This is a genomic window from Ferrovibrio xuzhouensis, from assembly GCF_042648965.1.
GTDB classification, from domain to species: domain Bacteria; phylum Pseudomonadota; class Alphaproteobacteria; order Ferrovibrionales; family Ferrovibrionaceae; genus Ferrovibrio; species Ferrovibrio xuzhouensis.
The window spans coordinates 1,148,811-1,175,329 of the sequence record NZ_JBHRYJ010000001.1; the positions used below are offsets into that span (position 1 = coordinate 1,148,811).

28 protein-coding genes and 1 other RNA gene are annotated in these 26,519 nt (G+C 67.6%); 17 read left to right on the forward strand and 12 right to left on the reverse strand.

The genetic code is table 11. The features are described 5' to 3' along the window. The first annotated feature begins 123 nt into the window (after window positions 1-123). From ftsE to ACFOOQ_RS05685, 5 genes are read left to right on the forward strand one after another with little or no spacing between them, the layout of a single operon-like run. Entirely contained in the window at window positions 124-807 is a 684-nt protein-coding gene (gene ftsE, locus ACFOOQ_RS05665; protein WP_379725348.1) for a cell division ATP-binding protein FtsE, read from the forward strand. Then, window positions 804-1,706, forward strand: coding sequence for a cell division protein FtsX (locus ACFOOQ_RS05670; RefSeq protein ID WP_379722789.1), 903 nt, complete (start codon window positions 804-806; stop codon window positions 1,704-1,706). Before ftsE ends, ACFOOQ_RS05670 begins: the two co-directional genes overlap by 4 nt. 28 nt (window positions 1,707-1,734) lie before the next feature. After that, complete coding sequence (locus ACFOOQ_RS05675; protein ID WP_379722792.1) at window positions 1,735-2,301, forward strand: D-glycero-alpha-D-manno-heptose-1,7-bisphosphate 7-phosphatase; 567 nt, start codon at window positions 1,735-1,737, stop codon at window positions 2,299-2,301. Then, window positions 2,301-3,056, forward strand: coding sequence for a YdcF family protein (locus ACFOOQ_RS05680; RefSeq protein ID WP_379722795.1), 756 nt, complete (start codon window positions 2,301-2,303; stop codon window positions 3,054-3,056). The genes ACFOOQ_RS05675 and ACFOOQ_RS05680 overlap by 1 nt, the downstream gene beginning before the upstream one ends. Then, window positions 3,053-3,781, forward strand: coding sequence for a lysophospholipid acyltransferase family protein (locus tag ACFOOQ_RS05685; protein WP_379722798.1), 729 nt, complete (start codon window positions 3,053-3,055; stop codon window positions 3,779-3,781). The genes ACFOOQ_RS05680 and ACFOOQ_RS05685 overlap by 4 nt, the downstream gene beginning before the upstream one ends. 9 nt (window positions 3,782-3,790) lie before the next feature. Here the strand turns inward: ACFOOQ_RS05685 and ACFOOQ_RS05690 are convergent, their stop codons facing one another. Continuing rightward, the gene (locus ACFOOQ_RS05690) at window positions 3,791-4,789 is read right to left on the reverse strand and encodes a dipeptidase (RefSeq protein WP_379722800.1); all 999 of its coding nucleotides are present in this window, start codon (window positions 4,787-4,789) and stop codon (window positions 3,791-3,793) included. Continuing rightward, window positions 4,786-5,967, reverse strand: a complete 1,182-nt coding sequence (locus ACFOOQ_RS05695) for a pyridoxal phosphate-dependent aminotransferase (protein ID WP_379722803.1) — start codon at window positions 5,965-5,967, stop codon at window positions 4,786-4,788. The genes ACFOOQ_RS05690 and ACFOOQ_RS05695 overlap by 4 nt, the downstream gene beginning before the upstream one ends. Before the next feature lie 58 nt (window positions 5,968-6,025). On the opposite strand from ACFOOQ_RS05695, the gene ACFOOQ_RS05700 reads away from it, so the two are divergent. From ACFOOQ_RS05700 to ACFOOQ_RS05720, 5 genes are all read left to right on the forward strand, one after another. Continuing rightward, complete coding sequence (locus tag ACFOOQ_RS05700; protein WP_379722806.1) at window positions 6,026-6,715, forward strand: GntR family transcriptional regulator; 690 nt, start codon at window positions 6,026-6,028, stop codon at window positions 6,713-6,715. A 237-nt stretch (window positions 6,716-6,952) separates the two neighbouring features. Further along, window positions 6,953-9,319, forward strand: a complete 2,367-nt coding sequence (locus ACFOOQ_RS05705; RefSeq protein ID WP_379722809.1) for an adenosylcobalamin-dependent ribonucleoside-diphosphate reductase — start codon at window positions 6,953-6,955, stop codon at window positions 9,317-9,319. Window positions 9,320-9,380: 61 nt separating this feature from the next. Then, window positions 9,381-9,734, forward strand: coding sequence for a hypothetical protein (locus tag ACFOOQ_RS05710; RefSeq protein WP_379722812.1), 354 nt, complete (start codon window positions 9,381-9,383; stop codon window positions 9,732-9,734). Beyond that, the gene (locus tag ACFOOQ_RS05715) at window positions 9,719-10,381 is read left to right on the forward strand and encodes an HAD-IA family hydrolase (RefSeq protein WP_379722815.1); all 663 of its coding nucleotides are present in this window, start codon (window positions 9,719-9,721) and stop codon (window positions 10,379-10,381) included. The genes ACFOOQ_RS05710 and ACFOOQ_RS05715 overlap by 16 nt, the downstream gene beginning before the upstream one ends. Continuing rightward, window positions 10,378-11,964: a class I adenylate-forming enzyme family protein gene (locus tag ACFOOQ_RS05720; protein WP_379722818.1), complete on the forward strand. Its 1,587-nt coding sequence runs from the start codon at window positions 10,378-10,380 to the stop codon at window positions 11,962-11,964. The genes ACFOOQ_RS05715 and ACFOOQ_RS05720 overlap by 4 nt, the downstream gene beginning before the upstream one ends. Before the next feature lie 165 nt (window positions 11,965-12,129). Here ACFOOQ_RS05720 and ACFOOQ_RS05725 read toward each other — a convergent pair whose 3' ends face one another. Together ACFOOQ_RS05725 and ACFOOQ_RS05730 are read right to left on the reverse strand one after the other, a co-directional pair. Next, window positions 12,130-12,768 (reverse strand): gamma-glutamylcyclotransferase, encoded by a 639-nt coding sequence (locus tag ACFOOQ_RS05725; RefSeq protein WP_379722821.1) that lies wholly within the window; start codon window positions 12,766-12,768, stop codon window positions 12,130-12,132. Continuing rightward, the gene (locus ACFOOQ_RS05730) at window positions 12,768-13,667 is read right to left on the reverse strand and encodes a DMT family transporter (RefSeq protein WP_379722824.1); all 900 of its coding nucleotides are present in this window, start codon (window positions 13,665-13,667) and stop codon (window positions 12,768-12,770) included. Before ACFOOQ_RS05730 ends, ACFOOQ_RS05725 begins: the two co-directional genes overlap by 1 nt. Window positions 13,668-13,796: 129 nt before the next feature. On the opposite strand from ACFOOQ_RS05730, the gene ACFOOQ_RS05735 reads away from it, so the two are divergent. Beyond that, window positions 13,797-14,864, forward strand: coding sequence for a DUF2125 domain-containing protein (locus tag ACFOOQ_RS05735; RefSeq protein WP_379722826.1), 1,068 nt, complete (start codon window positions 13,797-13,799; stop codon window positions 14,862-14,864). Here ACFOOQ_RS05735 and ACFOOQ_RS05740 read toward each other — a convergent pair. The 3 genes from ACFOOQ_RS05740 to ACFOOQ_RS05750 all read right to left on the reverse strand — a co-directional run bounded on the left by ACFOOQ_RS05740 (window position 14,824) and on the right by ACFOOQ_RS05750 (window position 17,802). Then, window positions 14,824-15,786, reverse strand: a complete 963-nt coding sequence (locus tag ACFOOQ_RS05740; protein ID WP_379722829.1) for a prephenate/arogenate dehydrogenase family protein — start codon at window positions 15,784-15,786, stop codon at window positions 14,824-14,826. The two genes, ACFOOQ_RS05735 and ACFOOQ_RS05740, sit on opposite strands and share 41 nt — an antisense overlap. Window positions 15,787-15,791: 5 nt before the next feature. After that, complete coding sequence (gene hisC / locus ACFOOQ_RS05745; protein WP_379722832.1) at window positions 15,792-16,880, reverse strand: histidinol-phosphate transaminase; 1,089 nt, start codon at window positions 16,878-16,880, stop codon at window positions 15,792-15,794. A 64-nt stretch (window positions 16,881-16,944) separates the two neighbouring features. Further along, a complete protein-coding gene (locus ACFOOQ_RS05750) occupies window positions 16,945-17,802 on the reverse strand; it encodes a chorismate mutase (RefSeq protein WP_379722836.1) in 858 nt (285 codons plus the stop codon). 212 nt (window positions 17,803-18,014) lie between these two features. Here ACFOOQ_RS05750 and metX point away from each other — a divergent pair, with 212 nt between their 5' ends. Both metX and metW read left to right on the forward strand, forming a co-directional pair. Then, window positions 18,015-19,205 carry a homoserine O-acetyltransferase MetX gene (gene metX / locus ACFOOQ_RS05755; protein ID WP_379722839.1) on the forward strand — a complete coding sequence of 397 codons (1,191 nt, stop codon included), beginning with the start codon at window positions 18,015-18,017 and terminating at the stop codon, window positions 19,203-19,205. After that, a complete protein-coding gene (metW, locus tag ACFOOQ_RS05760) occupies window positions 19,202-19,858 on the forward strand; it encodes a methionine biosynthesis protein MetW (protein WP_379722842.1) in 657 nt (218 codons plus the stop codon). The genes metX and metW overlap by 4 nt, the downstream gene beginning before the upstream one ends. Window positions 19,859-19,879: 21 nt before the next feature. On the opposite strand, the gene ACFOOQ_RS05765 is transcribed toward metW, so the two are convergent. Continuing rightward, a complete protein-coding gene (locus tag ACFOOQ_RS05765) occupies window positions 19,880-20,629 on the reverse strand; it encodes a class I SAM-dependent methyltransferase (protein ID WP_379722845.1) in 750 nt (249 codons plus the stop codon). 51 nt (window positions 20,630-20,680) lie between these two features. Between ACFOOQ_RS05765 and gloB the strand changes: the two genes are divergently transcribed. Next, window positions 20,681-21,454: a hydroxyacylglutathione hydrolase gene (gene gloB / locus ACFOOQ_RS05770; RefSeq protein ID WP_379722848.1), complete on the forward strand. Its 774-nt coding sequence runs from the start codon at window positions 20,681-20,683 to the stop codon at window positions 21,452-21,454. A 112-nt stretch (window positions 21,455-21,566) separates the two neighbouring features. On the opposite strand, the gene recR is transcribed toward gloB, so the two are convergent. The 4 genes from recR to ffs all read right to left on the reverse strand — a co-directional run bounded on the left by recR (window position 21,567) and on the right by ffs (window position 24,499). After that, window positions 21,567-22,160: a recombination mediator RecR gene (gene recR, locus ACFOOQ_RS05775; protein WP_379722851.1), complete on the reverse strand. Its 594-nt coding sequence runs from the start codon at window positions 22,158-22,160 to the stop codon at window positions 21,567-21,569. Between the two features lie 10 nt (window positions 22,161-22,170). Then, window positions 22,171-22,494: a YbaB/EbfC family nucleoid-associated protein gene (locus ACFOOQ_RS05780; RefSeq protein WP_379722854.1), complete on the reverse strand. Its 324-nt coding sequence runs from the start codon at window positions 22,492-22,494 to the stop codon at window positions 22,171-22,173. Between the two features lie 31 nt (window positions 22,495-22,525). Continuing rightward, the gene (locus ACFOOQ_RS05785; protein WP_449265796.1) at window positions 22,526-24,310 is read right to left on the reverse strand and encodes a DNA polymerase III subunit gamma/tau; all 1,785 of its coding nucleotides are present in this window, start codon (window positions 24,308-24,310) and stop codon (window positions 22,526-22,528) included. Window positions 24,311-24,403: 93 nt separating this feature from the next. After that, window positions 24,404-24,499, reverse strand: an RNA gene (ffs, locus tag ACFOOQ_RS05790) — signal recognition particle sRNA small type. Between the two features lie 105 nt (window positions 24,500-24,604). Between ffs and nudC the strand changes: the two genes are divergently transcribed. The 3 genes from nudC to ACFOOQ_RS05805 are packed head-to-tail and all read left to right on the forward strand — an operon-like array spanning window position 24,605 to window position 26,442. Beyond that, window positions 24,605-25,573, forward strand: a complete 969-nt coding sequence (nudC, locus tag ACFOOQ_RS05795) for an NAD(+) diphosphatase (protein ID WP_379722860.1) — start codon at window positions 24,605-24,607, stop codon at window positions 25,571-25,573. Between the two features lie 57 nt (window positions 25,574-25,630). After that, window positions 25,631-26,008 (forward strand): glutaredoxin, encoded by a 378-nt coding sequence (locus ACFOOQ_RS05800; RefSeq protein WP_379722863.1) that lies wholly within the window; start codon window positions 25,631-25,633, stop codon window positions 26,006-26,008. Beyond that, on the forward strand, window positions 26,005-26,442 hold the full coding sequence (locus tag ACFOOQ_RS05805) for a DOPA 4,5-dioxygenase family protein (protein ID WP_379722866.1): 438 nt from the start codon (window positions 26,005-26,007) through the stop codon (window positions 26,440-26,442). Before ACFOOQ_RS05800 ends, ACFOOQ_RS05805 begins: the two co-directional genes overlap by 4 nt. Window positions 26,443-26,519: the final 77 nt, after the last annotated feature.

The following is a 26,519-nucleotide window of genomic DNA, read 5'->3' on the forward strand; positions in this document are numbered from 1 at the left end:
GCTCTTGGCGAGCCCCCTTTTGCGTTTCCGTATTCTTTCCCTTATAGGACGGACAGGGCGGTTGAAGCAAGGCTACACCCCCCGCAAGATATTGGCGCGCAAGGCATTGGGAGAATCGGCTTGGTGCGTTTCCAGAACGTCGGCATGCGGTACGGCCCCGGGCCGGAGGTGCTGCGCGACGTCAGTTTCGAGCTGGCGCCGGGGTCGTTCCATTTCCTGGCCGGGCCGAGCGGCGCGGGCAAGACCTCGCTGCTGAAACTGCTGTATCTGGCGCACCGCCCGAGTCGCGGCCTGATCAGCATGTTCGGCCAGGACGTCTCGACCGCCAGCCGGTCGGCCCTGCCGATGCTGCGCCGGCGCATCGGCGTGGTGTTCCAGGATTTCCGCCTGCTCGACCACCTGACCGCACTCGACAATGTCGCCCTGCCGTTGCGCATCGCCGGCGCCGATGCCCAGCGCACCCGCGACCACGTCATCGAGCTGCTGACCTGGGTCGGCCTCGGCGACCGCCTCGACGCGCGCCCGGCCACACTATCGGGCGGCGAGAAGCAGCGCGTCGCCATCGCGCGCGCTGTTATTGCCAGGCCCAGCCTGCTGCTGGCGGACGAGCCGACCGGCAACGTCGACCCCGAGATGGCCCAGCGCCTGATGTATCTGTTCGTCGAGCTGAACAAGCTCGGCACCGCCATCGTGCTGGCGACCCACGACACCCATCTGCTGCAGCGCTTCCGCTTTCCGGTGATGCGCCTGCGCGACGGCCAGCTCGTCATCGAAAGGCCCGCTGCAGAGAAAGGCGGCGCGGCATGAGTGCGCAGAAATCTCCCACGCGGCCGCGGCCGGCGTCGGACCTGCAGCTGCATGCCGACAGCGGCAACCGCTTCCTGCCCTGGGCGCTGGCGGTGATGGTGTTCCTCGCGGCGCTGGCGCTGGCCGGCGCGCTGGCGCTGGACGGCAGCATCGATGGCTGGCGCCGCGGCGTCTCCGCCAAGCTGACCGTGCAGATCGCCGACCGGCCCAACCAGCCGATGGCGCCGCGCGTGGCGAAAGCGATCGCCACGCTGGAGACGATCCCCGGTGTGCGCTCGGCCATCGCCATGCCGCAGAAGGCCGTCGAGGCCCTGCTGGAACCCTGGCTCGGCGCCGAGGCGCTGCAGGCCGGGCTGCCTTTGCCCGGGCTGATCGACGTCACCCTCGACGAGGGCAGCGCGCTGTCGGTCAATGCGCTGGCCGCGCGGCTGCAGGCCGCGGTGCCGGGCGCCCGGGTCGACGACCCGAAACCGTGGCTGGAGCGGCTGGTGCAGCTCGGCCGCCTGCTGCAGTCGCTCGGCGGCGGCATCGTGCTGCTGGTCGGGCTGGCCGCCGCAGCCCTGGTGATTTTCGCCACCCGCGCCGGCCTGGCCGCGCGGCGCGACACCATCGAGCTGCTGCATCTGATGGGCGCCGAGGACGGCTATATCGCCCGGCAGTTCCAGCGCCATGTAGCGGCCCAGGCGGTGCGCGGCGGCATTGCCGGGACCGCCGCCGCCCTGCTGATCCTGGTCGGCATCCAGCTGCTCGCCGCCCGCGTCGGCACCGGCATGCTGCCCGGCCTGGCGCTGGCCTGGTGGCACTGGCTGGCCCTGCTGGTGCTGCCGCTGGCCGCAGCCGGCCTCGCCATCCTCACCGCGCGGCGCACGGTACTTGGCGCGCTCCGCGCCATGCTGTAGGACGAACGCGGAGACCTGCAAGCCTGCCATGCTGATCCTGCTCGACCGCGACGGCGTCCTCAACCGGGACTATCCCGACGACTACGTGAAGTCGCCGGACGAACTGATCCTGCTGCCCGGCGTCGGGCCCGCAGTGGCGCGGCTGAACGCCATGGGCTGGCCGGTGGCGATCTGCACCAACCAGTCCTGCATCGGCAAGGGCATCATCGATGAGGCCATGCTGGCGCTGATCCACCGCCACCTGCGCGAGCGGCTGGCCCGCGACGGCGGCGGCCGCATCGATGAGATCTATTTCGCGCCCGATCCGCCCTGGGCGCCGACCGAGCGGCGCAAGCCCGGCGCCGGCATGCTGCGCGAGGCGATGGCACACTTCCGCGTCGCACCGGCCGACACCGTGTTCATCGGCGATTCCCTGGTCGACCTGCAGGCCGGCACCACGGCCGGCTGCCGCCGCATCCTGGTGCGCACCGGCAAGGGCATGAAGACCCAGGCGGCCGGCCTGCCGCCCGACGTCCAGCCGGTCACCATCGCCGAGTCGCTGCCTGATGCGGTCGAGCGGCTGCTTGCCGGCTTCCAGGCCACGGCGGAGGCCTGATGGCAAAGACGACCGCTGCCCCGCCGGGCCGCCGGCTGAAACGCTGGCTCGCCGCCCTCGCCGCCCTGGCCCTGCTGTGGCTCGGCGGTGCGCTGGTCTATATCGACCAGATCGAGCATCTGCCGCAGCCCGGCGACCAGCGCACCGATGCCATCGTGGTGCTGACCGGCGGCACGGCCAGGCTGGCCACCGCGCTCCGGCTGCTGAACGAGCAGAAGGCCGAACGCCTGCTGGTGTCGGGGGTCGGCCCGACGGTGACCAAGGCATCGCTGCTGCAGGCGGTGCTGCCGAGCATGCCCGACGCCGCCCAGGCCGCCGCGAACTGGCAGGGCATCGACCTGCAACTGCTGTTCGAATGCTGCGTCGATCTCGGTTTCGAGGCCGCCGATACCGCCGGCAATGCGCTCGAGACCGCCGGCTGGCTGAATGCCCATGGCTACAAGTCGATCCGGCTGGTCACCGCCAACTACCACATGCCGCGCAGCCTGGTGGAATTCAGCCGCCGCCTGCCCGGCATCACCATCGTGCCGCACCCGGTGCTGCCCGACAGCATGCGGGTCGAAGGCTGGTGGCAGCGCCGCCAGGCCGCCGGCTTCCTGCTCGGCGAATACAGCAAATACGCCATCGCCCTGATCCGCGCCCGCCTCGATGCCGCCATCGCCGCGGCACTCGGCGAGACCGGCGCCGCCGCCCCGGCACAGCCCGCCGCGCCGCCGCAGCCGCAGCCCCAGCCCGGCAAGGCCTCCGCGTCATGATGATGCTGCGCTCGCTCGTCTTCCAGGTCGTCTTCCTCGGCTTCAGCACCCTGCTGGCGCTGTACAGCCTGATCCCGCTGATGCGCGGCGACCGCGACCAGGTCTTCGCCATCAACGCCCTGTGGTCGCGCTGCATCAACCGGCTGCTGCGCTGGATCGTCGGCATCGACTTCCGCGTCGAGGGCCGCGAGCATATCCCGGACGGCCCGGTGCTGATCGCCGCCAAGCACCAGTCGCTGTGGGACACCACCATCATCTTCCATCTGTTCGCCCGGCCCGCCGTGGTGATGAAACAGGAGCTGCAGCGCATTCCGATCTACGGCTGGCTGACCCGCGCCCAAGGCATGATCGCGGTCGACCGCGACGGCGGCGCCAGGGCGCTGAAACAGATGCTGAAAGACGCCCGCGTCGCGGTGGCCGAGGGCCGCAAGCTGGTAATCTTCCCGCAGGGCACCCGCACCCTGCCCGGCGAGGTGCTGCCCTACCAGTCGGGCGTCGCCGCGCTCTATCGCGACCTCAAGCTGCCGGTGGTGCCGGCGGCGGTGAATTCGGGATTCTTCTGGCCGAAATACGGCCTGCGCCGGCGGCCCGGCACCATCGTGCTGCGCTACCTGCCCGCCATCCCGCCCGGCCTCGACCGCGAGGAATTCATGCACGAACTGGAGACCCGCATCGAGACGGCGACGGCGCAGCTCGAGGCGGAGACAAGGGCGAAGCTGTCATAACCCACCCCGTCAGCGCGGCATGCAGCGAAGCAGGTTGCCACCAAGAATGCCGGCAATCTCGGCCTTGCTGAAGCCATGCCCGATAATTGCCTCAACCAAAGCATCGAACTGTTCGGGCTGCAGAAAACTCCAGGGCGGATTCGGGTAGCCGCGCGGCCAGCGCTCGCGACTGCCGTGGAAAAAACCATAATCGCTACCTTCCAAGTACATCACATCGAGACCGAGACCGACATGCTGCGGTCCGACTAGATCGGCGATATAGGCAACATTGCGCGCCACAGCCGCCGGCAGGCCGTCGCCATCGGCGCCAAGGAAGAAGCCGACGCCGCTGATGCCGACATAACCGCCGCGCGCCGCACAGGCCCTGATCTGCACATCAGTGATGTTGCGCTCGTGATCGAACAGCGCGCGAGCATTCGAATGGGAAAAGACCGGAACGCCAGCAGTGGCCTCGATGGCTTCAAGGCTGGTGCGTTCTCCGCAATGACTGAGATCCACTCCCATGCCGGCCGCATCCATGCGTGCGATCAAGCGGCGGCCAAAGGCGGACAGGCCAGCATTGCGCGGTTCATGACAGCCATCGCCGGCAGTATTGGCCTCGTTGTAGGCCAATATGGTGCGCCAGACCCCGGCGGCGCGGAAGGCATCGACATATTCAAGGTCGTCGAGCAGCGGCGTAGCGGTCTGAAAATGGAAGGACACCGACATCTGCCCACCCGCCCGTGCCGCCTCGATGCCATGGCGGCCGTCGGCTATGGATACCCAGTCGCCATGCGGCTGCAGGATACGACGGAACCAGCCCAGTCGCGACAGCGCGGTTGCCGTGTCATCGCGCCCCGCGGCGGCCGTCAGCGATACATGGTCGATACCGGCCTGCCGGTAACGGCGCAGCATCGCGGGCAGATCGGCCCCCGGCGGTAGAAAGGCCGAGGTCCATGGCAGCAGTCCGTCACAGACGGGCAGGTCTTGCAGTGCAGAATGCCGCTCGCGCCATGCAGCCATGCTCATGCCCCCACTCCCGCCAATGCAGTGCGTACGCGTCGCCCGATGCCGGCGAGACGCGCCACCGGCTCATTGGCAAAGACAAAACGGATAAACTGCGCGCCATGGGTTTCGCCCCAGCCCTTCATCGATGTGGCACAGACCCCCTGCTCCAGCAGTTGCGACGACATCGTCTCGCCGTCGAGGCCGAAATCCGACACGCGCAGCAGCATGGACCAGCCGCCTGCCGGCACGCCAACCGGCAGGCCATCCAGTTCCCGCAGCATCAGGTCGCGCCGGGCCTGCAGTTCCGCCACATAGGCTGGTAGCGTGTCATAGGACCGGCGCAATGCGATCGCCGCGGCATCCTGGCCAATGCCAACCGGAACCACGACATTGGCCAGGGATACGGCGACGATATCCGGCATCAGATGCTCCGGCGCCACGACCCAGCCGACACGCCAGCCGATCATGCGCAGCTCCTTGGCTGCCGAACCGACGGTGACCGTGCGCTCGGCCATGCCCGGCAGGCCGGCCGGATGCCGCACAGCGCGACCGTCGAACAGCAGGCGTTCCATGGCGCTGTCGACGATCAGCAGCAGATCGTGCTGCACGCAAAGCTCGGCCACTCGCATCCAGTCGCCCTCGTCGAGCACGCCGCCCGATGGCATCGACGGCGACATCAGCAGCATCGCGCGCACCTTCGGCCCGACAGCCTGTTCCAGCGCGGCACGATCCAGCTTCCATTCGCCCCCCGGCTCAAAGCGGAACGGCACGAAACGCGGAATACCACCGGCCAGCCGTATCCGGTTGATCAGCCCGGCATAGGTCGGGTCGGTGACGATCACCTCGTCACCCGTCTCGACGGTCGCCAGCAACACATTGAGGATGCCGGACAGACCGCCAGCGGAGATGACGCAGTTCCGCTCGCCGGTATAGGGCAGGCCTGACATCCGCCCGACATGGGCGACGGCGGTGTCGCGCAGGCCCTGCTGGCCGATGAAGGGCAGATAGCTGTTGTCGGCATCGCAGCTGGCGGCGGCCCGGGTCCGTTCAATGGCCTCGGGATCGGGCGGAATGTCGACATCGAGATTTTCCAGCCGGAGGTAATCTCGGCCGCCGGCATCGGCGAGGGAGCCCATGCGGTCGACCCCGATCCCGGCTATATGTTCGAGGCGGGCGGGCCGGTGGCGCGGTATCGTCATGCTTTCTTCCTTATTATAGATTATCTATAATCTATAATAAATCGATCATGGCGGACCAGTGCAAGACCTTTCCGAAGATTCAGGCGGGACCGTAACCAGCAGGATCACCCGCATCCTGGCCGACCGCATCATTGCCGGCGCCCTCCCCCCTGGAGAGCGCCTGCGACAGGACCATATCGCGGCCGAATTCGGCGCCAGCCATGTCCCGGTGCGCGAGGCGTTTCGTCGGCTGGAGGCGCAGGGCCTCGTGATCAGCGAACCGCGCCGGGGCGTGCGGGTTGCCCGGCTGGATCCTTTGGCCGTCCGCGAAGTGACGGAAATGCGCGCGGCCCTGGAAGTCCTGGCCCTGCGTCACGCCGTCCAGCGCATGACAGCGGAATCCCTCGCCGCCGCCCACCAAGCGCTGCTGGACAGCACCACAGCCGCCGATATAGTTGCCTTGGAGGCCTCAAACCGCCGGTTTCACCGCGCCCTGCTGGTGCCTTGTGGCATGCCACGCCTGCTATCGAGCATCGATGACCTGCATGCAGCCAGCAGCCGCTTTCTGCTGGCAACTTGGCAGACCGCCGGCTGGCAGCCCAGATCCGACCATGAGCATGTGGCGATCCTGGAATCCGTCAGCCGTCGGGATACCGAACAGGCAACGCAGCTGCTGTCCCAGCATATTCTTGCCGCCGGCGAAGCCCTGATTGCCCTGCTGGAGCGCAGGACATCCGATGCCGACAAATCTGTGGATACCTCGGGATAACTCTGCGCCGATTTAGCCCGACGAGTATCGGGATAACGTGCAAAACTGAAATTTCCAAGACAATACAAGATATTGAGACGCCTTCCGCTCGGGATCAATCTGTAGAAACAGATTGGGAACATTATGCTGGACTCTGCCCCTTCGGACGCTAGAGTCAGCCTGCTGCGGCGGCGCCCGGACGGGGCCGCCGTTGGCGTCTCCAGATTGTTATTTCTCAGGCCGGTCCAGGATTTTCCGATGTCGCCGATTGCACCGATTTCCCAGCAGATCTGGGACATGAAATACCGCCTGAAGGGCCCCGACGGCACCCCGGTCGACCAGTCGATCCCGGATACCTGGCGGCGCATCGCCCGTGCATTGGCGCAACCGGAGGCCGATCCGGCCGCCTGGGAAGCCCCGTTCGCCGCGGCGCTGGAGGATTTCCGCTTCCTGCCGGCGGGCCGCATCGTCGCCGGCGCCGGCACCGACCGCAAGGTCACGCTGTTCAACTGCTTCGTCATGGGCGCCATCCCCGACGACATGGGCGGCATCTTCGAGCATCTGAAGGAAGCCGCCCTGACCATGCAGCAGGGCGGCGGCATCGGTTACGACTTCTCGACGCTGCGCCCGCGCGGCGCGCCGGTGAAGGGCGTCGGCGCCGACGCCTCGGGGCCGCTGTCCTTCATGGACGTGTGGGACGCCATGTGCCGCACCATCATGTCGGCGGGCAGCCGGCGCGGCGCCATGATGGCGACCTTGCGCTGTGACCATCCGGATATCGAGGCCTTCATCGAGGCCAAGCGCGAGGCCGGGCGCTTGCGCATGTTCAATCTGTCGGTGCTGGTCACCGATGCCTTCATGGCTGCCGTGAAGCAGAACCTGCCCTGGGAGCTGACGTTCAACGGCACGGCCTATCGCACCGTGCAGGCCCGCGAGCTGTGGGACAAGATCATGCGGGCGACCTATGCCTATGCCGAGCCCGGCGTGATCTTTATCGACCGCATCAACAATCGCAACAACCTGCATTACTGCGAGAGCATCGCCGCCACCAATCCCTGCGGCGAACAGCCCTTGCCGCCCTATGGCGCCTGCCTGCTCGGCTCGATCAACCTCGCCCGGCTGGTGCAGCGGCCCTTCGCGGCCGATGCCGCGCTCGACCTCGACGCGCTCGACGGCCTGGTGCGCACTGCGATCCGCATGATGGACAACACCATCGATGCCTCGAACTTCCCGCTGCCGCAGCAGCAGGCGGAAGCGAAGGCCAAGCGCCGCATCGGGCTGGGCGTCACCGGGCTGGCCGATGCGCTGATCATGGTCGGCGCCCGCTATGGCTCGGCGCAGTCGGTCACGCTGATCGAGACCTGGATGAAGCGGCTGCAGCGCGCCGCCTATCTCGCCTCGGTCGAACTGGCGAAGGAAAAAGGCGCCTTTCCGCTGTTCGACCGCGAGGCTTATCTCGCCGGCGAAAGCATCCGCGAGCTTGACGCGGACGTGCGCGCCGCCATCGCCGAGCACGGCATCCACAACGCGCTGCTGACCTCGATCGCGCCGACCGGCACCATCTCGCTGCTGGCCGACAATATCTCGTCCGGCCTCGAGCCGGTGTTCAGCTTCACCTATACCCGCACCGTGCTGATGCCCGACGGCAGCCGCCGTGACGAGGAAGTCAGCGACTACGCCTATCGCCTCTATCGCCAGATGAAGGGCGACAATGCGCCGCTGACCGAGGCCTTCGTCGACGCGCAGAGCCTGTCGCCCGCCGACCACGTGCGGGTGCAGGCCGCGGTGCAGAAATACATCGACAGCTCGATCTCCAAGACCATCAACGTGCCGGAAGAGATCGATTTTGACAGTTTCAAAGACATCTACCTGATGGCCTATGAGACCGGCTGCAAGGGCTGCACCACCTACCGACCGAACGACATCACCGGATCGGTCCTCACGGTGAAGAAGGACGACAGGAAGAAGGCCGCCGCGGCCGAGGGCCAGGCCGAGCTGCCGCTGGTCTCCGCCACCCGGCCGGCCGAAACCGTGGTGAAGTCGCGCGATCCGCTCGCGGCCGGCCAGCTCTCGGCCGGCGGCGTCGTCTACATGACCAAGCCGCTCGACCGCCCGGAGGCCCTGCCCGGCCGCACCTACAAGATCACCTGGCCGGACTCCGAACACGCGATGTACATCACGCTGAACGACATCGTGCAGGACGGCCGCATCCGCCCCTTCGAGGTGTTCATCAATTCGAAGAACACCGAGCATTACGCCTGGACCGTGGCGCTGACCCGGATGATGTCGGCGGTGTTCCGCCGCGGCGGCGACGTCACCTTCGTGGTCGAGGAGCTGAAGGCGGTGTTCGATCCGCGCGGCGGCCACTGGATGGGCGGCCGCTATGTCCCGTCGCTGCTGGCCGCCATCGGCGAGGTGATCGAGCGCCACCTGATCGAGATCGGCTTCATGGCCGACCCGCACGAGCAGCGCGAGGAAAAGGCGGTCCTCGCCCTGGCCGCCAACGCCGAGACGCCGAAGCCGCTGTCCGGCCTGCGGCAATGCCCGAAATGCGGCCAGCCCGGTTTGATCAAATCCGAGGGTTGCGACACCTGCACCTCCTGCGGCTATAGTAAGTGCGGATAAGGAAGCGCCTGCCGTTCGCGTAAAGCGCTTCCCTTAGGGAAACGCACCGCGCGAAGTCACAATGCCGACACCAGTGATCATTGCTGGCATGTTTATATACATCGGTCTTGGTGGACTGATGATGAACTTCGTCGTCCCAGCCTTTGGTTACAGCCATCAAAAAACTGCCGCTTTTATTTGCGGCTTGATCTGGATATTCGGTTGGATATGGGTGATAGGCGCCCTAGCCACCAAGTCCATACGCGACGGTTTTACTTTGTTGCGCTGGTGGGTTGCCGTTTACGGTGGCTTAGCAATAGGAGCCACTCCAATAGCAATACTCCCACATCCAGCGACAATTGTTCTGGGCGTAATTCTGGGAGTCGCATTTGGTAGCCTTGTCGCAACTGGAAAAATCCATTGGTTGAAGCTTTGAAAATCAAGGCCGTCCTGTGGGATTTCGGCGGGGTGATTCTCACCAGCCCGTTCGAGGCCTTCCGCCGCTTCGAGGACAGCCGCGGCCTGCCGCGTGACTTCCTGCGCAAGGTCAATGCCACCAATCCCCATACCAATGCCTGGGCGCGCTTCGAGCGCGGCGAGGTCGACGCACTCGCCTTCGGCGCGCTGTTCCAGGTCGAGGCCCGCGCGCTCGGCCAGGACGTGCATGGCCGCGACATCCTGCCGCTGATCTCCGGCGAGGTGCGGCCGCGCATGGTCGCAGCCCTGCGCAAGGTGAAGGCGCAGGCGTTCAAGGTCGCCTGCCTGACCAACAACATGCCGCTCGGCCATGGCCCGGGCATGGCGGTCTCGGCCGAGAAAGCCGCCGCCGTCGCCGAGGTGATGGCGCTGTTCGACCATGTGGTGGAATCGAGCAAGGTCGGCATCCGCAAGCCGGAGCCGGATTTCTACCGCCGCGCCTGCGACCTGCTGGAGATCGCGCCGGCCGAAGCCGTCTTCCTCGACGACCTCGGCATCAACCTGAAACCCGCCGCCGCCATGGGCATGCGTACCATCAAGGTGGAAGACCCGGACAAGGCGCTGGCTGACTTAAGCGCCATCATCGGAGTGGAGTTCGAAGCATGACCGTCGAAGCGACCACCGCCACCGTGGACGCCCTGCTGGCGCGCGAGGATTTCGGCACCCTGTCGGAGATGCTGGCCGCCCATGCCGCCGAGCGGCCGGACCACCCGGCCGTGATCGAGGGCAGCGACAGGCTGACCTATGCCGAGCTGAATACCCGCGTCGACCGCGTCGCCGCCGCCCTGCAGCGCGACGGGGCCCAGGACGGCAAAAAGCTGCACAGCATCGCCGTGGTCAGCTATTCCTGCGTCGACTATGTCACGGTGTTTGCTGGCGCCCTGCGGGCCGGCCTTGCCGTCGCCCCGCTGCCGCCCTCGGCGACGCCGGAGCAGATCGCGGTGATGGCGCAGGATTCCGATGCCGGCCACCTGTTCTGGGACGCACCCAATGCCGCGGCGCTGGCCGATGTCGCCGACCGGCTGCCGGCCAGACGCATCCGCTTCGATACGCCGGAATTCGAGGCCTGGCTGGCGCCCGAAGGCGCGCGGCCCGCGCCGGCGCCGGTAACGCCGGAGATGCCGTTCAACATTATCTATTCCTCGGGCACGACGGGCACGCCCAAGGGCATCGTGCAGCCGCACGGCATGCGCTGGCTGCACATGCAGCGCGCGGTGGCCTATGGCTATGACCGCGACGCCGTCACGCTGCTGTCGACGCCGCTGTATTCCAACACCACCCTGGTCAGCCTGTTCCCGACCCTGGCCGGCGGCGGCACCGTGGTGCTGATGGCGAAATTCGACGTCGGGACATTCCTGGAACTGGCGCAGAAGCACCGCGTCACCCACACCATGCTGGTGCCGGTGCAGTATCGCCGCATCATGGCGCATCCGGATTTCGACACCTACGACCTGTCGGCCTTCCGCGCCAAATTCTGCACCAGCGCACCGTTTGCCGCCGAGCTGAAGGCCGACATCCTGAAGCGCTGGCCCGGCAAGCTGCTGGAATTCTACGGCATGACCGAAGGCGGTGGCACCTGCATCCTTGCCGCCCACGACCACCCCGACAAGCTGCATACCGTGGGCCAGGCGGCGCCGGGCCATGACATCCGCCTGATCGGCGAGGACGGCAAGGAGGTCGCCGCCGGCGAGATCGGCGAGGTGGTCGGCACCTCGGGCGCCATCATGACCGACTACCACAAGCAGCCGCAGAAGACCGCGGAGGCCGAATGGTTCGACGAGAGCGGCCGGCGCTTCATCCGCACCGGCGACATGGGCCGCTTCGATGCCGACGGCTTCCTGCAGCTGATGGACCGCCGCAAGGACATGATCATTTCCGGCGGCTTCAACATCTACCCAAGCGACCTCGAAGGCGTGCTGCGCGAGCATCCGGCCGTCTATGACGTCGCCGTGGTCGGCGTGCCGTCCGATGACTGGGGCGAAACGCCGGTCGCCTTCGTGGTGCTGGCGCCGGGCAAGGCGGTCAGCGCCACCGACCTACTTGGCTGGGCCAATGCAAAGCTCGGCAAGATGCAGCGGCTCAGCGCCGTCGAGTTCCGCGAAGTGCTGCCGCGCAGCGCCATCGGCAAGGTTCTCAAGCGCGAACTGCGCGACGAATATGGCGCGATGGCAGCGAAGAAATCGGCATAATCCTCCGACGGTCCGTGCCGCTGCCATGCCGTATGGACCCCGGCTCGTGCTACGCTTAGCCAGGGTGACGATCCCGGGGATTGAGCCGTTCTATTTAAAGCCCGTCACCCCGGGCCTGACCCGGGGTCCAGCAATAAAGCTAGCCGGGCAGGACAAGCCTGCGCGTCATGCCTTCATGCTGCGCCCGCGCACCTCGGCCAGCAGCCGGTGCAGCGGGCCGTCGGCGATGCCGAGCGCATCGAGGTGCTGCACGGTATTGGCCAGATAGTCGGCATTCGGACCGCGCTGGCCGCGACTGCGGGCGATGATATCGATCACCTGCGCCTCGCTGAGATGGCCGGCATACTGCTTGTGGTGCGGATCGGCAACGAAGGCGAGCACATTCAGCCGTTTGCCGTCGGGCGTTGCCGCCCGGTGGAAGCCTGGCCGGTAGACGCCGGTGACCATCTCGCGGCGGTAGAGATAGTCGATCACCGCCTCTTCGTCGGCACGGCGCACGCGAAAGGCCCGGCCCTTGCACGAGCCGCCCGGCATCAGGCCGAGCACCAGGCCGGGATTTTCCGGCGTGCCGCGATAGCGGTGCGACCAGATGCAGAAGCCGCGATGATGGCCCCACAGCTTTGCCACCGTCACGCTGGTATGCGGAAAGCCCGGGTCCCACATCAGCGAGCCATAGCCGAACACCCAGAGCGGCTCGCCCCTGGCCGGCTTCACGCGCGGAAACGGCGGTGGCGTCTCGCCGGGCAGCGGCTCCTCGTGGTCGAAGGGAATATGCTTGCCCCCTTTAGGCTTTCCGTGCGCCATCAGGCTTTCGCGGCCCGGTTGACGATGGCGACGCCCGCCACCGTCGCCGCCATGCCGACCAGCGCCGGCAGGCTGAGCGTCTCGCCGAACAGGAAATACGCCACCAGCGCCGTGCAGGGCGGCACCAGGAAGAACAGGCTGGAGACCGTCGCGGCAGCGCCGCGCCGGATCAGGATGAACAGCAGCGAGATGGCGCCGAGCGAGAGCACGATGCACAGCCAGCCGAGCGCAAAGATAAACTCGCCGCTCCAGATGATTTGCCGGCTTTCGAACAGAAGCGCGAAGGGTGCCAGCGCCACCGTGCTGGCGGCGAACTGGATTGCCGTGCCGCTGCGCAGGTCGATGTGAGGACAGAATTTTTTCTGATAGAGCGTGCCGATGGTGATGCCGAGCAGGGCGAAAACCGACAGTGCATAGCCGAGCGGCGTGCCGATGCCGAGATCGAGCTTGCTCCACACCACGGCGACGACGCCGGCGAGGCCGAGCGCGAGGCCGGCCCATTGCCGCAGACTGACCCGCTCGCCCAGCACCGGGCCGGCGGCGGCGGCGACCAGAAGCGGTTGAATCCCGACGATCAGCGCCGAGATGCCGGCCGGCACGCCGTGGAAGATCGAGGCGAAGACGCCGCCGAGATAGGCCGCCTGCAGCAGCAGCCCGGCCAGCGCGATATGGCCGGCCTGTTTCAGGTCGCGCGGCCAGGGCGCCCGGGTCAGCGCGGCAAAGCCGGTCAGCAGCACGGTGACGATGCCGAAGCGCAGCACCAGGAAGGTCATCGGCTCGACATAGGGCAGGCCGAGCTTGGCGCCGATGAAGCCGGTCGACCACAACAGCACGAACAGGCCGGGCATGGCGGCCAGGGCCAGGGCCTGCGACGGCCGGGGGGGCGCAGAAACGGTCATGGAAAATACGGCTGGCGAACTGGGGTTGGCGGCGGACCAAAGCTGACGGGCGGTGTGGTTTTTCCCACTATCGGCCGAACCGGCCGCTGTGACAAGCCGACGCGGCCCCCGCTGCAACCCGGGCCGGCCGTGGCTGGCTGCAAAACCGCCTGCTATACCAGCGTCATGCGCTACCGATTCATCATCCTGGGCGGCATCGTCGCCGGCGGCCTGATCGCCTATTACTTCCTGTGGGCCCATCTGGTCGACCAGGTGGCCGGCCGCGCCACCGCCTGGATCGAGAGCCAGCGGGCGCAGGGCCGCGAGGTCGACTATGACCGCATGCGGCTCTGGGGCTTTCCCTACCGGCTGTCGGTGACCTTCGAAAACCTGCGCTGGCATGACCCGCAATCGGCCGCCGACTGGGACCTGCAGGCCGACAGCGTCACCGCGCATCTGCAGCTGTGGAAGCTGGAGCATGTGATCTTCGATCTCGGCGGCAGCCAGCGCCTCGGCTGGCGCCCCGCCGCCGGCGCCGCCCGCCAGCAGGCGATCCTGACCAGCGCGCGTTTTCTCGCCAGCATGGCAACCGATGCCGCCGGCGCCTGGCAGCGCTTCGATACCGATATCCGCCAGCCCAAGCTCGCCGTCGGCCTGCAGGACTGGGCGGCCGAGCGACTGCGGCTGCATGGCCGCCGCGGTGGCAACGTGCCGCCGAGCACCGACCTCGCGCTGCAGGTCGACAATGGCGTGCTGCCGCCGGAAGCCGACGGGCCTTTGGGCCGCAATGTCGCGGCGCTGACCCTGGTCGGCAACCTGCGCGGCGCGCTGTATGGCAAGACGCCGGAAGAGATGCTGCGCACCTGGCGCGAGTCCGGTGGCATCCTTGATCTCTCGACCATCGGGCTGCAATGGGACGGGCTGAAGCTCGAGGGCAACGGCAGCCTGGCCGTCGACCGCCAGATGCGGCCGCTCGGCGCCATGTCGGGCCAGATCTACGGCGCCACCCACGGCATCGATGCACTGCAGGCGCTCGGTCGCATGACCGACAAGGAAGCCGGCGCCGCCAAGGCGGCGCTCGTCCTGCTGGAACAGCCCGATGGCGAGGGCAAGCCGCATCTGACCGTGCCGCTGTCTGCGCAGGACGGCAAGCTGTTCCTCGGTCCGGTACCGTTGTTCAGTCTGTCTTCGGTGCTGCCGGCCCCGGCGCAACCGTAGCCGCGCTGCCGCGACCAAAATCCGGCGCGTTGGTTTCCTGGCCGGCATCGATGATGGCGCGGCGGATGGTGCGGGTGCGGGTGAACAGGTCGAATAGCGCGTCGCCCTCGCCCCAGCGGATTGCCCGCTGCAGCGCGATCAGGTCCTCGGTGAAGCGGCCAAGCATCTCGAGCACCGCTTCCCGGTTGTTCAGGAACACGTCGCGCCACATGGTCGGGTCGGAGGCGGCGATGCGGGTGAAGTCGCGGAAGCCGCCGGCGGAATACTTGATCACTTCCGATTCGGTGACGGTTTCGAGGTCGTCGGCGGTGCCGACGATATTGTAGGCAATCAGATGCGGCACATGGCTGGTGATCGCCAGCACCAGATCATGGTGGTGCGGTTCCATCTGCTCGACCTTGCTGCCACAGGCCGCCCAGAAGGCCCGCACCTTCTCCACGGCGGCCGCCTCGGTCTCCGGTTCCGGCGTCAGGATGCACCAGCGGCCATGGAACAGCGCGGCGAAGCCGGCCGCCGGACCGGAATGCTCGGTGCCCGCCACCGGATGGCCCGGCACGAAAGTGCAGCCGGCCGGCAGATGCGGGCTGACATCGCGGATCACCGACTGCTTGCACGAGCCGACATCGGAAACGATGGCGCCAGGTTTCAGCGCCGGGCCAATATGCGCGGCCACCGCGGCATAGGCGCCGAGCGGCACGCAGAGCATGACGAGATCGGCATCCTTCACCGCCTCGGCGGCATCGCCATACACGGCATCCGCCAGCCCGAGTTCCGTCGCCTGCCGGCGATGCGGCTCGCTGGCATCGGCGGCGACGATCTGCCGCGCCAAGCCGTATTCACGGGCGGCACGCGCGATCGACGAGCCGATCAGGCCGATGCCGATCACCGCCAGCGTCTCGAACAGGGGCTGCTGCGCCGGCACGCCGCTCAGCCTTTCAGGAAATCGCGAAGCGAGGCGACCACCAGATCGTTTTCTTCCACCGTGCCGACGGTCAGCCGCAGCGCCTCGCCCAGCCCATAGGCGCCCATGGCGCGCAGGATCAGGCCGCGTTTGCGCAGGGCTTCGTCGGCGGCCTTGGCTTGCGCCGCGCCGCCGGGAAAGCGGATCAGCACGAAATTGCCCACCGACGGCAACACCTCGAGGCCGAGGCCCTGCAGCGCGGCGCTGACCCGCGGCAGTTCGGTATCGTTATGGCTGCGCGCCTTGTCTAGCCAGCCGATGTCGTCCAGCGCGGCAAGACCGGCCGCCTGGGCGGCGGCATTGACGTTGAACGGCCCGCGCAGGCGGCTGATCACCGCGACGATGTTTTCCGGCGCATAGGTCCAGCCGACCCGCAGGCCGCCGAGACCATAGATCTTCGAGAAGGTGCGCAGCATGACCGTGTCATCGCGCTCGGCAACCAGCTCGGCGCCATTGGAATAGTCGTTGCGATTGACATATTCGGCATAGGCCGCATCCACCACCAGCAGCACGCCGGACGGCAGGCCGTCACGCAGGCGGCGCAGCTCGGCCGCGGTGATGTAGCTGCCGGTCGGATTGTTCGGGTTGGCGACGAAGACGATCTTCGTCTTCGGCGTCACCGCCGCCAGCAAGGCATCGACATCGGTGGTGTAGTTCCGCTCCGGCGCCTTGACCGGAGTCGCACCCCGCGCCATGGCGGCGATCGGATACATCAGGAAACCGTGCTGCGAATACAGGACCTCGTCGCCCGGACCGCAATAGGCGGCGCAGAGCAGCGAGATCATCTCGTCCGAGCCGTTCGAGCAGACGATATTGGCAGCCGGCAGGCCGAAATGCTTGGCGATGCCATTGCGCAAGGCATCGGCGGCGCCGTCGGGATAGCGGTGCAGTTCGCCGGCCAGCTTCTGGTAGGCTTCCTTCGCGCGCGGGCTGGCGCCCAGCGGGCTTTCGTTCGACGACAGCTTGTAGACCCGCTCGACGCCCATGACGGCGCCTTCGCCGCCCTTGTAGGGGGCGATGTCGAGGATACCGGGCTGCGGCTTGGGCATGGTCACGACGCGAACTCCTCAGGCTGCAACTGCAATGGTCACTCGGGTACGACGATCTTCAGTACTGGGATTACCGGACCGGCGCCGGATAGGCCCCGATCACGATGGCATCGGCATTCGGGTCGCCGGCGGCACTGGCCAGGACGGCCAGCCGGGCATCCTCCGGGGCGACGAAGCCGTCGACCTCGACCAGCACGCGAATCATGCCATCCGAGCCGCGATGCTGGGCCAGCGGCCGGCCGGCAAAACCAGCCTGCGTCAGCATAGCGGACAGCCGGGCAAAGCTGAAAGCCTCCTCGGCCAGCATCAGCACCAGTAGCGCGTTGTCCTCGCCCGAGGCTTCCGGCGTGATATTGCCGATCACCAGGGCGCCGAGATCGGCGAAGCTGCCTTCCGGGTTCGGCACGAAGGGCAGCCGGGCGATCACCTTCGGCGTCTCGGCCGAGCGCGAGGCCAGCATCGGCCACCAGGCTTCCTTTTCGCCGTCTTCCGGCATGGTCATCACGCCGAGCGTCAGCGGCTGCGACGAAATCGCCCGCATCACCGCCATCGCCGTGGTGCAGAGCTGCATCGAGGTGGTCGAACCGTAATAGTCGCGGGCCAGGTCCCAGCGCGCCACCGACTTGTTCGGCGCGTGCACCGCGATCTTGACCGGGGCCTGCAGGCGATAGAGCGCCGCGATCATCTCGCGCCAGATGCGCAGCAGTGCCGCCGGCGGCAGGCTGCTGTTATGGCGCTCCAGCACCCGGCGCAGGATCTGCGCCTCGCGGCCCGGACGCAGGAACTCGCCTGTCTCGCCGCTGGCCTCCTTGCTGTCGGCGACGCGCTGCACGGCCTCGGCACGACGGCGCAGCAGGTCCTGGATCTGGTCATCCAGGACATCGATGTCACGGCGCAGGTCGGCCAGGCTCGGGATATGGTCGCTCATCACACGGGGCTTCAGGGGCGGAAAAACCGCATAGTCATAGGGCTTTCACCCCCGGTTGCAAAGCCGGATGGCAGGAAAACATTGACACCATGACCGGGGGTCCTTAAGCACGGGGGCCCGCGCCGGACAGGGTCCCGGCCGGGTTCTGCCCCTCCCGTCAGGGGGGACGGAAATCCCGCTCCAAACCCTGTAGGATATCCCGGCCGCCTGCCATGAGTGCCGCACCTCCCGCCATTTCCACGCCCGATCCGATCGGGCCCGGCCACCGGGTCACGCTGGGCGAGACCCTGCCGCTGCATCTCGACTGCGGGCTCGATCTCGGTCCCTACCAGGTGGCCTATTGCACCTATGGCCGGCTGAATGCCGACAAGTCGAATGCGATTCTGGTCTGTCATGCCCTGACCGGCGACCAGCATGCCGCCAGCACCCATCCGGTGACCGGCAAGCCGGGCTGGTGGGGCACCATGATCGGCCCCGGCAAGGTGATCGACACCGATCGCTTCTTCATCGTCTGCGCCAATGTGCTGGGCGGCTGCATGGGCTCGACCGGGCCGAAGGAAATCAACCCGGCCACCGGCCAGCCCTATGGCCTGAATTTCCCGGTCATCACCATCCGCGACATGGTCAATGCGCAGGCGATGCTGCTCGACCATCTCGGCATCCGCGAGCTGTTCTGCGTGATCGGCGGCTCGATGGGCGGCATGCAGGTGCTGCAATGGGCGGCGAGCTACCCTGAGCGCGTCTTCGCCGCTGTGCCGATCGCCTCGGCCGCACGCCATTCGGCGCAGAACATCGCCTTCCACGAGGTCGGGCGCCAGGCGATCTACAGCGACCCGGACTGGCGCGAGGGCGGCTACCTCGCCCATGGCGTGATCCCGAAGAACGGCCTCGCGGTGGCCCGCATGGCCGCGCATATCACCTATCTGTCGGAAGCCGCCCTGCACCGGAAATTCGGCCGCAACCTGCAGAACCGCGAGCGCATCACCTACGGCTTCGAGGCGGATTTCCAGGTCGAGAGCTACCTGCGCCACCAGGGCTCGACCTTCGTCGAGCGCTTCGACGCCAATTCCTATCTCTACATCACCCGGGCGATGGATTATTTCGACCTCGCCGCCCAGAGCGGCGGCAATCTCGCCAATGTGTTCAAGGGCTCGAAGACGCGCTTCTGCGTGGTCTCGTTCACATCGGACTGGCTGTTCCCGACCCCGGAGAACAAGGAGATCGTCCGCGCGCTCAATGCGGCGGCGGCCAATGTCAGCTTCGTCGAGATCGAGACCGACAAGGGCCATGATGCCTTCCTGCTCGACGAGCCGGAGATGTTCAGCACGCTGAAAGGCTTCATCGACGGCTGCGCCGAAGTCCGCGGCCTCAATGGCAACAGTTCGAACGGGGCGCGGTCATGAGCCCCCAAACGCAGACTGTGCCGCAGATGTCCTCGCCTGCCGGGCATCGCGACATCCGCCGCGACCTGCTGCTGATCGCCGAACATGTCGCACCGGGCAGCCGGGTGCTCGATGTCGGCTGCGGCGACGGCGCCCTGCTGGAATATCTCGCCCGCGAGAAGCAGGTCGACGGCCGCGGCATCGAGATTCGCCAGGGCGGCGTCAATGCCTGCGTCGCCCGCGGCCTCAGCGTGATCCAGGGCGATGCCGACAGCGACCTGCCGGACTATCCGGATGCCGCCTTCGATTACGTGATCCTCAGCCTGACCCTGCAGGCGACACGCAATCCGCGCAAGGTGCTGCACGAGATGCTGCGCATCGGCCGCCGCGCCATCGTCTCGTTTCCGAATTTCGCCTACTGGCGGGTACGGCTGCAGCTGGCGGTGGCCGGCCGCATGCCGATGACCGCGGCGCTCGACGATCCGTGGTACGAGACGCAGAACATCCATCTCTGCACCATCCGCGACTTCGACGAACTCTGCGTCCGCGACGGCATCGTGGTCGAACAGCGCATCGCCGTCGACGGCCATGGCAATCGCGGCGGCTGGAAACTGGACGGCACCGCCGCCAACCTGTTCGGTGCGCAAGCCGTATATCTCCTGCGCCGCCACTAGGCGGCGCGGGCCGTCTATCTGCTACGCCGGCGCGGGACCTGAACCGCCCCAGACCGGGGCCGGCTTGAGCACGAAGGCCTTGCGCTTCACCTTCACCGGCCGGACCGGCGCGGCGGCATAGACCTGCTTTTCGGCCTCGACCAGCAGCACGCCGGAAAACCGCTTCCACAGCATCTCGCCGGTCGCCTCCCAGGCGCCCTGCGCGCGCACCACGAAGGCGCGCTCTGACGGCGGCAGCCACAGGGCGGCCTGCGACTGGGTCGGCGAGAAGCGCGCGTCGCGCATCAGCCGGGTCAGCTGCGGCGGCGTATAGGGATGGCCGTTGCCGAACGGCGTCGATTCGATATGGGCCCAGAGGCCGCGCCGGTTCGGCACCACGGCAAGCAGCCGGCCCTGCGGGGTCAGCACGCGCCAGACCTCGCGCAGCAGGTTGCGCACGTTCTCGGCATTCTCCAGGCTGTGCATCAGCAGCAGGCGGTCGACGCAGGCATCGGGCAGCGGCAGGTCTTCCTCGTCGACCAGCATGACCCGGCCCGGCTTGCCGCGCGGCCAGCGCACCACCCCCTGCGGCCCCGGCATGGCGGCCAGCACGCGGTCGGCCTCGGCCTCGAAAATGCGCAGGTAGGGTGTGGCATAGCCGACGCCCAGCACCGTCATGCCGGCGACGCTGGGCCACAGGCTGCGCAGGCGCTGGCGCAGGATGCGGCGCACCGCCTGGCCGAGATGGCCGGCGTAAAATTCCCGCAGATCGATGATGTCCGGTCGCAGCATTGTCCTATATTAGCAGCAGGTGTTTCCGAAAGCTTGGGTTACGATATGGCCATGCCGCTCGAGATCGTCCAGATCCCCGTCCTCAATGACAATTACGTCTATCTCGTCCGCGACCCCGGCAGCGATGCCGTCGCCGTGGTCGACCCCGCCGTGGCCGAGCCGGTGCTGGCGGAACTGGCCAAGCGCGGCTGGCGGCTCACCCATATCCTCAACACCCATCACCATCCCGATCATGTCGGCGGCAACCTCGCCCTGAAGGAGGCCACCGGCTGCACCATCATCGGCCCCGAGGCCGACGCCGACCGCATCCCCGGCATCGACATCGCCGTCGGCGACAACGAGGGCATCGATGTCGGCGGCCAGACGGCGCGGGTCTTCGATGTGCCAGGCCATACGCGCGGCCATATCGCCTACTGGTTCGCCGGCTCCAAGGCACTGTTCTGCGGCGACACGCTGTTCGCGCTCGGCTGCGGCCGGCTGTTCGAGGGCACCCCGGCGCAGATGTGGGGCAGCCTGCAGAAGTTCCTCGCCCTGCCCGACGACACGCGGGTCTACTGCGCCCATGAATATACCGAATCCAACGCGCGTTTCGCGGTGACCGTCGAGCCCGGCAATGCGGCGCTGGCCGAACGCTATGCCGAGATCAAAACCCTGCGCGCCGCCGGCAAACCGACCGTGCCGTCGACCATCGGCATGGAGCGCGCCACCAATCCGTTCCTGCGGCCGAAAAGCGGCGACCTGCGCGCCACGCTCGGCATGGCGGATGCCGATGACGTCGCCGTCTTCGCCGAAACGCGCAAGCGGAAAGACGGCTTCCGAGGCTGACAAATGGGATGCGCGGATCAAGTCCGCGCATGACACCGCTTTTTTTCTTGCCCCTTGTTTTGTCACCCTCGGGCTTGACCCGAGGGTCCCATTCCAGAGAGGCCGACCTGTTCTATAGCGGGCGGCGCGCCTTCAGCGCGGCGCCGAGCGTGCCGTCGTCCAGGTAATCGAGTTCGCCGCCGACCGGCACGCCATGGGCCAGCCGGGTGATCTGCACGCCGGACGGCGCGACGCGGTCGGTGATGTAATGCGCCGTGGTCTGGCCCTCGACGGTGGCATTGGTGGCAATGATCACTTCCTTGACCCGGCCGCCATTCACCCGGGCGACCAGGCCGTCGACATTGAGATCGGTCGGCCCGACGCCGTCGAGCGCCGACAGCGTACCGCCGAGCACGTGATAGCGGCCGCGGAACACCCCGGCGCGTTCCAGCGCCCAGAGATCGGCAACGCTTTCCACCACGCAGAGCAGGCTTTCGTCGCGGCGGCTGTCGGTGCAGATGGCGCAGGGATCGCGGCTGTCGAGGTTGCCGCAGGTCGAGCAGGCATGCACGCTGTCGCCGACCTCGCGCAAGGTAGCGGCCAGCGGCAGCAGCAGGGCGTCTTTCTTTTTCAGCAGATGCAGCGCGGCGCGGCGCGCCGAACGCGGGCCGAGGCCCGGCAGGCGGGCCAGCAACTGGATCAGCCGCTCGATTTCGGGACCGGCCATGGATGCGGGATCAGAACGGCAGCTTCATGCCCGGCGGCAGCGGCAGGCCGGCGGTCAGCTTCTGCATCTCGTCGGCCATCTCGCGGTCGGCGCGGCCCTTGGCATCGGCATGGGCGGCCTTGATCAGGTCTTCGAGGATTTCCGCCTCTTCGGGCTTCAGCAGCGCCGGATCGATCTTGATGCCGCGCATCTCGCTCTTGCCGTTCAGCGTCACCATCACCATGCCGCCGCCGGCGCTGCCCTGCACCTCGCGGCCTTCCATCTCGGCCTGCATCTCCTGCATGCGCTGCTGCATGGCTTGCGCCTGCTTCATCATCTGGCCCAGATTCTTCATCGTGGTATCCTCGTCTCGATCCAGCGCCCGCTCAGTCGAGTTCGTCGAGCGGGTCGATATCGTCGGTGGCATAGCCTTCGGCCGCGTCGTCCTCGACCGGCAGGTCCGGCGCCGGCGGCACAAGCTCGCGCACGCTCTCCAGCACCGCGCCGGGAAAAGTGGTGAGCACCGCCTGCACCAGCGGATGCGCCTGGACATGGGCGCGACGGCGCGACACCTCGGCCTGGTCCTGTTCGGCGAGCGTCGGCTCGCCCGGCAGTTTCGAAAGCGTCACCACCCAGCGCTGGCCGGTCCAGGCCTTCAGCCGCTCGGTCAGCCGGCCGGGCAGGTCATGGCGCGCGGATTCGGCAAGGCGGATCTCGATGCGGCCGGGCTCGAAGCTGACCGGATGCACCTCGTTGAACATTTCCGCCGCCAGCAGGCTCTCGCGCATGTCTTTCGCCAGCTGCACCAGCGCCGGGAAGGTCGCCGGCATGACGGCCAGCGCCACCGTTTCGGTCGGCCGCAGCGACGGCTGGGCCACAGTCTGGGCGACCGGCTGCGCCTGCAGCGCCGCAGAAGCGCCACCGCCATTGCCGCCGCCGGCCGGACGCGCGCCGCCGCCATTGCCGCCAGCGCCATTCCCACCACTGGCGGGCAGCGCTGCGCCGCCGCCACCTTTCTCGCGCCATTCCTTCACCACATCGGCCGGGCTCGGCAGGTCGGCGGCATAGGCCAGCCGCACCAGCACCATCTCGGCCGCCGCCAGCGGCACCGGGGCGGCGCGCACCTCGGCGAGGCCCTTGAGCAGCATCTGCCAGGTCCGCGCCAGCACCGGCATGCCGAGCTTGGCGGCAAGCTCCTTGCCCCGCGCGCGCTGGGTCTCCGGCAGGGTGACGTCGTCGGGCGTGCCGCCGATCACCTTCACGCGGGTCAGCCAGTGGGTCAGATCAAGCAGGTCCTGCAGCACCACGGCCGGATCGGCGCCGTAGTTATACTGGTTCTGCAGGTTCTCCAGCGCCTCGGGCAGCTTGCCGTGCAGCAGCTGGTCCAGCAGGGCGAAGACCTGGCCGCGGTCGGCCAGCCCCAGCATGTCGCGCACCAGCGCCGCATCGACCTTGCCGGCGCCGTGCGCGATCGCCTGATCGAGCAGCGACAGGCCGTCGCGCACCGAGCCCTCGGCGGCGCGCGAGATCAGGGTCAGCGCGTCATCGTCGATCTGCGCCGCTTCCTTGCCGGCGATGCCGCGGAAATGATTGGCCAGCACCGCGATCTCGACCCGTTTCAGGTCGAAGCGCTGGCAGCGCGACAGCACGGTGACCGGCACCTTGCGGATTTCGGTGGTGGCGAAGACGAATTTCACATGCGGCGGCGGTTCCTCCAGCGTCTTCAGCAGGCCGTTGAAGGCCGCCGTCGACAGCATATGGACCTCGTCGATGATGTAGATCTTGTAGCGCGCCATCGAGGGGGCATAGCGCACCGCCTCGATGATCTCGCGGATGTCGCCGATGCCGGTGCGCGACGCGGCGTCCATCTCGAAGACATCGGGATGCCGGTCTTCCGCTATCGCTTTACAGTTGTCGCAGACGCCGCAGGGCTCGATGGTCGGGTCGCCCTTGCCGTCCGGCCCGGTGCAGTTCAGCGCCCGGGCGATGATCCGCGCGGTGGTGGTCTTGCCGACGCCGCGTACGCCGGTGAGGATGAAGGCCTGGGCGATGCGCCCGGTGGCGATGGCGTTGGTGAGCGTGCGCACCAGCGCGTCCTGGCCGATCATCTCGGCGAAGTTGCTCGGCCGGTATTTGCGGGCGAGGACGCGGTAGGGTGCGGGAGTGCTCATAACCTCTCGGACTGTAACGTCTTCCGGCGGGCGGCGCATCCTTGCCGGGCGCAATCCGGAGGGCGGCACTGGAACCCTGGCGGGGAAACTGAGGTGGGAGGCTGGCAACGACCCGAACGGAATCTCGTTGCGGCTGCTTCCTTCCGGACCTGACCGGGTTGGCGAGGCGCCCGTCCGCCACCAACCTCCCGCGCCTTATATCAGCCATCGGGCCGGACAATTCAATGGGTAGGAATCCCCATTCCGCCCGCCCCGGCGATGGACGGGCCGCGCGGAATATGCCAGCGTTCCCGTATGCTTAACCCGGCCCCCGCAACCCCCGCCCCGCGCCCGATCACCTTTACCGGCAATCCGCTCGACCGCGCCGGCAATCCGCGCCGCGATGCCGCCTGGATGACCGGCAAACGCCGGGCGCCGGACAGCCGCTTCCTGCCGCTGCGCGAACTCAAGCCGCTGGTCGATATCTCGAGCCAGCCGGCCCGGCTGGCCTGGCAGGATGCGCTGTGGGCCGCCCGCCACGAGTCTCTGCCGGCGATCTTCCTCGGCCTCGATACGGCCGGTATCGCCCATTTCGTGCTCGACTGCGACTCGGCCCCGGACACCGCCGACCTGCATGGCGAGACGGTGAAATACATCGACGTGCGCTCGATCGCGCCGCAGGTCAGCCTCGGCGAGGCGGCGATCCTCGCCCAGGCGCGCAGCCTGGTCGACTGGCACCAGCGCCACCGCTTCTGCGCCCAGTGCGGCACTGCGACCGGGGCGGTCGAGGGCGGCTATTCCCGGCGCTGCACCAATCCCGACTGCAAGGCGCAGCATTTCCCGCGCACCGACCCGGTGGTGATCATGCTGGCGGTGCGCCGCGACACAAAGACCGGGCAGGACATGGTGCTGCTCGGCCGCCAGCCGCATTTCCCACCCGGTATGTATTCGGCGCTGGCCGGCTTCATGGAGCCCGGCGAGACCATGGAAGAAGCCGTGCGCCGCGAGATTTTCGAGGAAGCCGGCGTTCCCTGCGGCGCGGTGCGCTACATCGCCTCGCAGCCCTGGCCGTTCCCCTCGTCGCTGATGCTCGGCTGCGTCGCCGAGGCCACGGCCGAGACCATCGCCATCGACCCGCAGGAGCTGGAAGAGGCACGCTGGTTCAGCCGCGACCAGATCGCCGTGATGCTGGAACGCGCCACCGACCCGGAGGCCAGCCCGCGGCTGTCGCATCCGATCAGCCTGGCGCACCAGATCACGCGCCGTTGGATCGCCGGAGCGTAACCGCCCCGGGGGGGGGCTGGATTGCCGGTGCCGGACCGCACCAGAAGGGAAACGCCAATGCCGCGCCCGATCCTCGACGAGGCCCATATCCATCCGGCGATCCGCGCGAAAATCGCCGGCCATGGCGCCGCGATCATCGCCGAGGTGCAGGCCGCCGTCGCCGCCCATGACATCGTGGTGGTCGGCATGGGCATCAACCCGTTCCCCCGCAAGGCCCGCCGGCTGCTCGCGGCCCGCGGCCTCGCCCATCACTATCTCGAATACGGCAGCTATCTGAGCGACTGGCGGCGGCGTACCGCGCTGAAGCTGTGGACCGGCTGGCCGACCCTGCCGATGATCTTCGTGAAGGGCGTGCTGATCGGGGGCGCCTCCGACCTCGCCCAACTGCTCGACTCCGGCGAGCTCGACCGCATGCTGGCGACACCACGGCCATGACGGCGCCGTCCTCTCAGGAAACACCTCGGCCGGTCGCCACGATCACCAGTTACCACGCCCATGTTTATTTCGACGGGCCGGCCGAGCGCGAAGCCGCCGCCTGGCTGCGCGAGCGGGCCGCCGAACGGTTTGCCGTGATGCTCGGCCGCTGGCACGACCAGCCGGTCGGACCCCATGCGAAGCCGATGTTCCAGATCGCCTTCACGGTGGCGGATTTCGCCACGCTGGTGCCCTGGCTGATGCTGAACCGGCGCGGCCTCAGCATCCTGGTGCATCCGAATACCGGGCAGCAGTATGACGACCACGTGGTCAATCCGCTGTGGCTGGGCGCGCAACTGCCGATCGATGGCTCCGTGCTGCCGCGCGGCGCCGGCGAGGGCAACGGCGCCATCGACCCGGTGACACCGAATACAGTGCCGGTGCTGAAGGCTTGATTCAGGATCAAGCACTTAGCTCGATTTAAGCCCTGGATGAAACCGGCCGGCTCTTAGGCTATAATTAACGCGTTCAG

What these genes read in the sequence shown, in the direction of transcription:
- ACFOOQ_RS05670 (WP_379722789.1), top strand. Translation starts at nt 804, where the DNA reads ATGAGTGCGCAGAAATCTCCCACGCGGCCGCGGCCGGCGTCGGACCTG.
- ACFOOQ_RS05675 (WP_379722792.1), top strand. Translation starts at nt 1,735, where the DNA reads ATGCTGATCCTGCTCGACCGCGACGGCGTCCTCAACCGGGACTATCCC.
- ACFOOQ_RS05680 (WP_379722795.1), top strand. Translation starts at nt 2,301, where the DNA reads ATGGCAAAGACGACCGCTGCCCCGCCGGGCCGCCGGCTGAAACGCTGG.
- ACFOOQ_RS05685 (WP_379722798.1), top strand. Translation starts at nt 3,053, where the DNA reads ATGATGATGCTGCGCTCGCTCGTCTTCCAGGTCGTCTTCCTCGGCTTC.
- ACFOOQ_RS05690 (WP_379722800.1), bottom strand. Translation starts at nt 4,789, where the DNA reads ATGAGCATGGCTGCATGGCGCGAGCGGCATTCTGCACTGCAAGACCTG.
- ACFOOQ_RS05695 (WP_379722803.1), bottom strand. Translation starts at nt 5,967, where the DNA reads ATGACGATACCGCGCCACCGGCCCGCCCGCCTCGAACATATAGCCGGG.
- ACFOOQ_RS05705 (WP_379722809.1), top strand. Translation starts at nt 6,953, where the DNA reads ATGTCGCCGATTGCACCGATTTCCCAGCAGATCTGGGACATGAAATAC.
- ACFOOQ_RS05710 (WP_379722812.1), top strand. Translation starts at nt 9,381, where the DNA reads ATGCCGACACCAGTGATCATTGCTGGCATGTTTATATACATCGGTCTT.
- ACFOOQ_RS05720 (WP_379722818.1), top strand. Translation starts at nt 10,378, where the DNA reads ATGACCGTCGAAGCGACCACCGCCACCGTGGACGCCCTGCTGGCGCGC.
- ACFOOQ_RS05725 (WP_379722821.1), bottom strand. Translation starts at nt 12,768, where the DNA reads ATGGCGCACGGAAAGCCTAAAGGGGGCAAGCATATTCCCTTCGACCAC.
- ACFOOQ_RS05730 (WP_379722824.1), bottom strand. Translation starts at nt 13,667, where the DNA reads ATGACCGTTTCTGCGCCCCCCCGGCCGTCGCAGGCCCTGGCCCTGGCC.
- ACFOOQ_RS05750 (WP_379722836.1), bottom strand. Translation starts at nt 17,802, where the DNA reads ATGAGCGACCATATCCCGAGCCTGGCCGACCTGCGCCGTGACATCGAT.
- metX (WP_379722839.1), top strand. Translation starts at nt 18,015, where the DNA reads ATGAGTGCCGCACCTCCCGCCATTTCCACGCCCGATCCGATCGGGCCC.
- metW (WP_379722842.1), top strand. Translation starts at nt 19,202, where the DNA reads ATGAGCCCCCAAACGCAGACTGTGCCGCAGATGTCCTCGCCTGCCGGG.
- ACFOOQ_RS05765 (WP_379722845.1), bottom strand. Translation starts at nt 20,629, where the DNA reads ATGCTGCGACCGGACATCATCGATCTGCGGGAATTTTACGCCGGCCAT.
- gloB (WP_379722848.1), top strand. Translation starts at nt 20,681, where the DNA reads ATGCCGCTCGAGATCGTCCAGATCCCCGTCCTCAATGACAATTACGTC.
- recR (WP_379722851.1), bottom strand. Translation starts at nt 22,160, where the DNA reads ATGGCCGGTCCCGAAATCGAGCGGCTGATCCAGTTGCTGGCCCGCCTG.
- ACFOOQ_RS05780 (WP_379722854.1), bottom strand. Translation starts at nt 22,494, where the DNA reads ATGAAGAATCTGGGCCAGATGATGAAGCAGGCGCAAGCCATGCAGCAG.
- ACFOOQ_RS05785 (WP_449265796.1), bottom strand. Translation starts at nt 24,310, where the DNA reads ATGAGCACTCCCGCACCCTACCGCGTCCTCGCCCGCAAATACCGGCCG.
- nudC (WP_379722860.1), top strand. Translation starts at nt 24,605, where the DNA reads ATGCTTAACCCGGCCCCCGCAACCCCCGCCCCGCGCCCGATCACCTTT.
- ACFOOQ_RS05800 (WP_379722863.1), top strand. Translation starts at nt 25,631, where the DNA reads ATGCCGCGCCCGATCCTCGACGAGGCCCATATCCATCCGGCGATCCGC.
- ACFOOQ_RS05805 (WP_379722866.1), top strand. Translation starts at nt 26,005, where the DNA reads ATGACGGCGCCGTCCTCTCAGGAAACACCTCGGCCGGTCGCCACGATC.